The sequence below is a fragment of the Brevundimonas sp. genome (genome assembly GCF_044239655.1).
GTDB lineage: Bacteria > Pseudomonadota > Alphaproteobacteria > Caulobacterales > Caulobacteraceae > Brevundimonas.
On sequence record NZ_JBIIAY010000020.1, the window covers coordinates 24478 to 31740 of the forward strand.

7 protein-coding genes are annotated in these 7263 nt (G+C 69.0%); 6 read left to right on the plus strand and 1 reads right to left on the minus strand.

Annotated features, from left to right (window positions below; translation table 11 throughout):
* Nucleotides 1-13: 13 nt before the first annotated feature.
* Genes ACILQR_RS04425 through ftsH form a run of 3 tightly spaced genes read left to right on the plus strand, consistent with a single transcriptional unit; the run spans nt 14 to nt 4271 of the window.
* A complete protein-coding gene (locus ACILQR_RS04425; RefSeq protein WP_395650279.1) occupies nt 14-865 on the plus strand; it encodes a tetratricopeptide repeat protein in 852 nt (283 codons plus the stop codon).
* 29 nt (nt 866-894) lie between these two features.
* Nucleotides 895-2322: a tRNA lysidine(34) synthetase TilS gene (tilS, locus tag ACILQR_RS04430; RefSeq protein WP_395650280.1), complete on the plus strand. Its 1428-nt coding sequence runs from the start codon at nt 895-897 to the stop codon at nt 2320-2322.
* Entirely contained in the window at nt 2319-4271 is a 1953-nt protein-coding gene (gene ftsH, locus ACILQR_RS04435) for an ATP-dependent zinc metalloprotease FtsH (RefSeq protein ID WP_395650281.1), read from the plus strand. Before tilS ends, ftsH begins: the two co-directional genes overlap by 4 nt.
* Nucleotides 4272-4290: 19 nt before the next feature.
* On the opposite strand, the gene ACILQR_RS04440 is transcribed toward ftsH, so the two are convergent.
* Nucleotides 4291-4683, minus strand: a complete 393-nt coding sequence (locus tag ACILQR_RS04440) for a hypothetical protein (protein ID WP_395650282.1) — start codon at nt 4681-4683, stop codon at nt 4291-4293.
* A gap of 189 nt (nt 4684-4872) precedes the next feature.
* On the opposite strand from ACILQR_RS04440, the gene ACILQR_RS04445 reads away from it, so the two are divergent.
* From ACILQR_RS04445 to ACILQR_RS04455, 3 genes are read left to right on the plus strand one after another with little or no spacing between them, the layout of a single operon-like run.
* Nucleotides 4873-6093, plus strand: coding sequence for an acyltransferase family protein (locus tag ACILQR_RS04445; protein ID WP_395650283.1), 1221 nt, complete (start codon nt 4873-4875; stop codon nt 6091-6093).
* 58 nt (nt 6094-6151) lie between these two features.
* Complete coding sequence (locus ACILQR_RS04450; protein WP_395650284.1) at nt 6152-6796, plus strand: hypothetical protein; 645 nt, start codon at nt 6152-6154, stop codon at nt 6794-6796.
* Nucleotides 6797-6803: 7 nt separating this feature from the next.
* A complete protein-coding gene (locus ACILQR_RS04455) occupies nt 6804-7106 on the plus strand; it encodes a winged helix-turn-helix domain-containing protein (protein ID WP_395650285.1) in 303 nt (100 codons plus the stop codon).
* Nucleotides 7107-7263: the final 157 nt, after the last annotated feature.

A 7263-nucleotide genomic window follows, 5' to 3' on the forward strand; every position in this document is an offset into this window, starting at 1 on the left:
AACGAAAGCGGGCATGACGATCAAGCCTCTCGCCCTGTCCCTGATGCTCGCCACGGCCGCCGGCTGCGCTCTCGCCGGAGGCATCGCCGTGTCCCAGACCCAGCCGCTTCCCGCCGTCCAGTGGGACGTGCGCCGCCTCGACACCCTGGACCGCAACGTCCGTCGTCTGGAGCGCGCCCTGACCCAGAGGAATGCGGTCGGCCAGCCCGTTCTGGTAGAGCCCGATCCCGAGGTCGTCACCCTGATGGGCCGGGTCGCGACCATGGACCGCCGCCTCGGCGACCTCGAAGCGACCGTTCAACGCATCAACGGTGATCTGGAACGCGCCAGCTTCGCCGCCGACGAAAGCGCCAGCGAGACCGCCGCCCTGCGTACCCGGCTGAACCAGGCCGAGACCCGCCTCAAGGCCATGGAGGACGCCGACCGCGCTGCCGCCGAACGGGCCGAAGCCGAGGCCGAGGCGTTGCGCTCCCCCACGGGCGAGCCCGCCGGCGATCTGGCCGCCGCGCAAGGGTTGATGCCCGCCGACCCGGCCGGCGCCGCACGCGCCTATGAGATGGTCATCGAGAACTGGCCCGACACGCCCCAGGCCCGCGAGGCCGGCTGGCGTCTCGGCGACATTCGCCGTGCCGCCAACGATCAGGCCGGTGCCGTCACCGCCTATGCCCAGGCCCTCAACGGCTGGCCCACCACCGCCTGGGCCGGTGAGACCACCCTGAAACTGGCCCGGGCCCTGGTCGCCACCGAACGCGACACCCAGGCCTGCGGGGCGCTCGGCGAGTTCAACCGGCGCTATGCGGCGGCGGCCTCGGCCCAGCTCAAGACCATCGCCGGCCAGATCCGCACCCAGGCCGCCTGCCGCTGACCGGGAGCCCGGTCCCTGACGACCTGGCGGTGCGCGTAAGCGCCTGCCTCGACCGTCGCCTGCAACGCAGTGTCGAGCATCCGGTGATTCTCGCGCTGTCCGGCGGCGGCGACTCCATGGCCCTGCTGCACATCGCCGCCGACTGGGCGAAGGCGCGTGGACGCCGACTGCTCGCCGTCACCGTCGACCACGGCCTGAACCCCGACAGCCCCGCCTGGAGCGAGACCTGCCGCCACGCCTGCGAGGCCCTGAACGTCGCCTGGACCGAGCGCCGCTGGACCGGCGACAAGCCGACCACCGGCCTCCCCGCCGCCGCCCGCCACGCCCGCCACGCCCTGCTGGCCGACGCCGCACGAGCGGCTGGGGCAACGGTTATCCTGCTGGCCCACACCGCCGACGACATCGCCGAGAGCGACTGGATGCGCGCCCAACCCATGGGACGCGGCGGCTCGACCCTGGGCACCCTGCGCGAATGGTCGCCCTCCCCGTCCTGGCCCGAGGGGCGGGGGCTGATGCTGCTGCGGCCCATGCTGGGGGAAGGGCGGGAGGCTTTGCGGACGTGGCTTGAAAATCGTGGCATTCGATGGACTGAGGACCCTGCCAACACCGACGTTCGTTTCGGCCGCAGTCGTGCTCGCCAGAATCTGACCCCTCTCCCATCGGGAGAGGGCTTGAGGCTCGCAGAGCGCAGCGATGCGTACAGCCGAAAGGGTGAGGGGTTACGGTGCCAACCGTCGAGTGCAGAACCCCTCACCCTTTCGCGCAAGACCGATCGCCTGACGGCTCTCGGGCGCTCAAGCCCTCTCCCTCTGGGAGAGGGGGTCACCCTCCAGGACCCCTCCCCCGCCCTCCTCTCCGCCGCCGTCGTCTGCACCTCCGGCGGCACCGGCATCCCCCGCCCCGACCGCATCGCCGCCCTCGCCACCCGCCTCGCCCGCGGCCAGCCCTTCACCGCCACCCTCTCCGGGGCCCGCATCACCGCCGACGGCCAGACCGTCACCCTGACCCGCGAACCCGGCGACCTGCGCCGCCGCCCCGTCCCCGACCAAGCCCTGCCACCCGGCCGCCCCGCCGTCTGGGACGGGCGCTACGAGATCACCGCCACCGAGCCCGGCTGGACCGTCACCGCCGCCCAGGGACGCCTCGCCGCCCTCGGCCCCGCCGACCGCGCCGTCATCCGCACCGTCGCCGCCCATGCCCGCGCCGCCCTTCCTGTCCTGATCCGGAACGACGGGCGCGGCCCGGTTCTCGCATGGAGGCTTGCGGAGGTTCGTGCGCTTGTGCCGCGCCGTCTGGATCTGGCGCTGTCGGCGCTCGGAATGGGCGAAACGACGCATGAGGCGGACCTCTTTCGCCCCCTCCATGGCGAAACGCCGCCGTCTGACCTATTTTCCTCTGCAAGACATGAAACCGACGCGCGCCATGCGGTGCCGCCGAAGGACCGAGAACCGAAATGAACCTGCGAAATCTGGCGATCTGGGGCGTCATCCTTCTGGGACTGGTGGCCGTCTATGCGGCGATCAGCCAGACCGGCGGGGCCCTGATGCCCGGCGCGGCCGCCACCTCGCCCAACGCCGCCGCCCGGCCCGAACCGATCAGCTATTCCCAGCTGGTCCAGGCCATCGACGCCAAGACCATCAAGTCGGTCATGGTTCGCGGCGATCAGGTCACGGGTCAGTTCAACGACGAGAAGCGCTTCACCACCACCACCCCGCTTCAGAACGAGGGCGTGATCGAGGCGATCCGCCAGTCGGGTGCCCAGGTCGAGGTCAAGACCACCCGCCAGTCGGTGTGGATGAGCATCCTGATGGGCCTGCTGCCCATCCTGCTGCTGGTCGGCGTCTGGATCTTCTTCATGCGCCAGATGCAGGGCGGGGCGCGGGGTGCCATGGGCTTCGGCAAGTCCAAGGCCAAGCTGCTGACCGAGCACAAGGGCCGCAAGATGTTCGAGGACGTCGCCGGCGTCGACGAGGCCAAGGAAGAGCTTCAGGAGGTCGTCGACTTCCTCAAGGACCCGGCCAAGTTCCAGCGTCTGGGCGGCAAGATCCCCAAGGGCGCCCTGCTGGTCGGCCCTCCCGGCACCGGCAAGACGCTTCTGGCCCGCGCCGTCGCAGGCGAGGCGGGCGTGCCCTTCTTCTCCATCTCCGGCTCCGACTTCGTCGAGATGTTCGTCGGCGTCGGCGCCAGCCGTGTGCGCGACATGTTCGAACAGGCCAAGAAGAACGCCCCCTGCATCATCTTCATCGACGAGATCGACGCCGTCGGTCGTCACCGGGGCGCAGGCCTGGGCGGCGGCAATGACGAGCGCGAGCAGACCCTCAACCAGCTGCTGGTCGAGATGGACGGCTTTGAATCCAACGAAGGCATCATCCTGATCGCCGCCACCAACCGTCCCGACGTCCTGGACCCGGCCCTGCTGCGTCCCGGCCGCTTCGACCGCCAGGTCGTGGTGCCCAACCCCGACGTGAACGGCCGCGAGAAGATCCTGCGCGTCCACATGAAGGACGTGCCCCTGGCCGCCGACGTCAACACCAAGACCATCGCGCGCGGCACGCCCGGTTTCTCCGGTGCCGACCTGGCCAACCTCGTCAACGAGGCGGCCCTGATGGCGGCCCGCAAGGACCGTCGCATGGTCACCCACCGCGACTTCGAGGACGCCAAGGACAAGGTCATGATGGGGGCCGAACGCCGCTCCATGGCCATGAACGAGGAAGAAAAGCGCCTGACCGCCTATCACGAGGGTGGCCACGCCATCGTCGCCATGAACGTCAAGATGGCCGACCCGGTCCACAAGGCCACCATCGTCCCGCGCGGCCAGGCGCTGGGCATGGTCATGCAGCTGCCCGAGGGCGACCGCTATTCGATGAAGTACCAGCAGATGGTCGATCGCATCGCCATCATGGCCGGCGGCCGCGTGGCCGAAGAGATCATCTTCGGCAAGGAGAACATTACCTCCGGTGCCTCCTCCGACATCCAGCAGGCGACCAAGCTGGCCAAGCGGATGGTGACCCAGTGGGGCTTCTCCGACGTGCTGGGCACCGTGGCCTATGGCGAGAACGAGCAGGAGGTCTTCCTCGGCCACTCCGTCGCCCGCAGCCAGAACATCAGTGAAGAGACCGCCCGGATCATCGACGCCGAGGTCAAGCGGCTGGTCACCTCCGGCTGGGACGAGGCCCGCCAGATCCTGACCGACAAGGCCGACGACCTGGAAAAACTGGCCCAGGCCCTGCTCGAATACGAAACCCTGTCGGGCCAGGAGATCAAGGACCTGCTGGAGAAGGGCGCGGCCCCCAACCGCGACGAGAACAACTTCCCCAACTCCGGCCCCTCAGTCTCGGTGCCCGTCACCCCGATGCCCGAAGCGATCCCGGCCCCCGCCGCGACGAGCGTTCCGACCGTCCACTGATCCGTGGAGGCGACGGCGGCTACCAGCCGTCGTCGTCTTCGGACACGATCTGGTGCGGCGAAGCGCCGAAGTGAGCGACGCACCGGCTGAAGATGTCGGCCGCCTGCTGATCCGTCCCGGCCCGTGCCTGGGTGGTGATCAGCGCTCTCAGGTGATCGACTTCCGCCTGGGGAGCCTGGATCAGGGCCAGGGCCGCGGCGGTTCCCGCCGGCCAGTCCTGCCCGAAGCGAACGGCCTGGTCGTGGGCCGAGGCGCTTTCCATGACCTGCTCGAGTTCCGGCGGCCGCAGGTAACTTGCCGTCGATGCCAGCTGCGCCGCCGCGACCTGGCATTTGATGCGCTCGATGGCCTCCTGCTGCTGGGGCGTCGGGCCGCTCTGGAGCGCGGCGATCAGGGCAAGCGTGATGAGCATGGCGGTTCTCCCGCCGCCAGACTGAAACGCTGCCGGCCGCGACCGTAGTGACTTTTTCTGACGACCTGACCTGCCGCCTCTCTGGCTGAAGACATCCTCAGGCCCACACCTGCAAGCTACTTCATACGAACATGTTTGCGTTATAAACAAGTCTGTGAGATACAGCCCACAGAGAGGGGAGCCGTTCTCATGTCGTCATCCGAAGCCCGTCCGCCCGAGCGCCTGCATGGCCTGGACGCCCTGCGCGGGACGGCCCTGCTGCTGGGCGTCGTCCTGCATGCCTCCATGTCCTATTTCCCGGTCACGATCTGGATCGTGCCCGACACCGACAACTCGCCGGTGGCCGGCGCCGTCTTCTTCGGCATCCACCTGTTCCGGATGACCAGCTTCTTCCTGATCGCCGGCCTGTTCGCCCATATGATGCTCGGCCGCAGGGGCACAGTCGGCTTCGTCAGGGATCGGCTGATCCGCATCGCCGGACCGCTGGCGACCTTCTGGTTTCCGGTCCTCGCCGCCATCATCGCAGGCCTGATCTGGATGGCCGCCATTCGCAACGGCGGGATCATACCGACCGACGGACCGCCCCCGCCGCCCCTGACGATCGAGACTTTTCCCCTGACCCATCTGTGGTTCCTGTGGGTGCTGCTGATCCTCTATGTCGCCCTGCTGGTCCTGCGCGCGCCCTTCGCCCTGCTGGACCGTCAAGGCGGCTGGGGCCGCGTCAGTGACCGGATCACCGGCACCCTGATCGGGCCATGGACCCCGCCGGTGATGGCCGCGCCTCTGGCCCTGGCCTTCTGGCTGGCGCCGAACTGGACGCCCTTCTTCGGCATTCCGACGCCGGACACCGGACTGGTTCCCAATGCCGTGGCCCTCACCGCCTTCGGGAGCGCCTTCGGGCTCGGCGTCCTGCTGGATCGCCGCCGCGACCTGCTGGGCCGAATCGAGCGGCTGTGGCCGGTATTCACGATCCTGGCCCTGGGCACAGGCACCGCCGCCCTGATCATGGTGGGCGGGCCGGTCCCGGACCTGGCCCCGGTGACCGAGCCCGCGTTGAAGGCCCGGCTGGCGGCGATCATGGCCCTGGCCGTCTTCGCCTCGACCTTCGCGGTCCTGTCCCTGGCCCTGCGTTTCGCCTCGGGGCACAGCGCCATCCGCCGCTACCTCGCCGACGCCTCCTACTGGGTCTATATCGTCCACCTGCCGCTGGTCATGGTCGGACAGATCCTGGTGGTGAACCAGACCTGGCCCTGGTTCATCAAGTTCGGCGTCGTCATCGGCGGGACCCTGACGATCAGCCTGATCACCTATGAACTGCTGGTCCGCCACAGCTTCGTCGGCGGCTGGCTGAACGGCCGCCGCATCCCCTGGCGCCGCCGCACCGAGCCTGAACTCAGCCCCGCCGAATAGCTTGCCAAGACCTGCCGGCTCGTCCACCCCAGAGACGAGCCGGCTCCGGAGAGACATCATGCCCGCCAAGCCCCGCCTGCACTCGCCCGAGGACGACCTCGCCTTCATGCGCGCGATCGTCGACGGCGGCGGACGGCCGCCGATGACCCTGGCGGTCTGCTATCTGGCGGGCGGCCTGCTGTACGGCCTCCAGTGCCTGTTCCACCTCGGCCAGGCGATCGGACTGATCCGCTGGCCCGACCTCGCCACCCTGGCCTTTGTCGTCGGCATCACCGTCGCCTTCCTGTCGATCCTGACCTGGGCCATCCTCAGGGATCGCAAGGACGGCGGCGCCAACCGGGGCCCCATGGCCAGCCGCACGCTGAATGCGGCCTTCAGCGCCACCGGCATGACGAATACGGCCGTCATCATCGTCTTCGGCGTCGGTGCGATGCGGGATCAGGATTTCGCCGTCTGGCTCTATTACGCCGCCATCGTCTTCGCGCTTCAGGCGGCCGCCTGGTATGTGGCCTGGACCCTGAAGCGAAAGGGCTGGATGCTGGCCACTGCCCTGGGCGGCTGGGCCACGGCGGTCGCGCTGGGTGTGCTGGTGCGCGAACCCCTGTGGTATCTCGGCGTCTGCACCGTCGCCCTGTTCGCCCTGTTCGCCCTGCCCGGCTGGATCCTGTTCCGCGACGCCCGCGCCGCCTCGACGGGAGCCTGAGCGCGCCATGGGTCTGGCCGATCTGGGACGGATCGATGAGGTCATCCACGGCCGCATGCGGCTGGGGATCATGGTCTATCTGGCCGACGCCGAACGCGCCGACTTCACCGAGCTGAAGACCGTGCTCGACGCCACCCAGGGCAATCTCTCGGTCCACCTGAAGAAACTGGAAGAGGCCGGGTTCGTCGCCATCGACAAGAGCTTCAGGGACAACAAGCCCCTGACCCGGGTATCGATCACCCAAGAGGGCCGCCGCGCCTTCTCCGCCTACCTCGACGCCATCGGCAGCCTGATCGGGGGCCGGGACTGATGGCCCCGATGGTCGTCGATCCCGCGCGGGTCCGGGAGTTCATCGACTTCCAGGCCTTCCACGACTGGCTGGCGCACCACCACGACCGCGAACCCGAGGTCTGGATCAGGATGCACAAGAAGGGCTCCGGCCTGGCCTCCATCGACTGGGGCCAGGC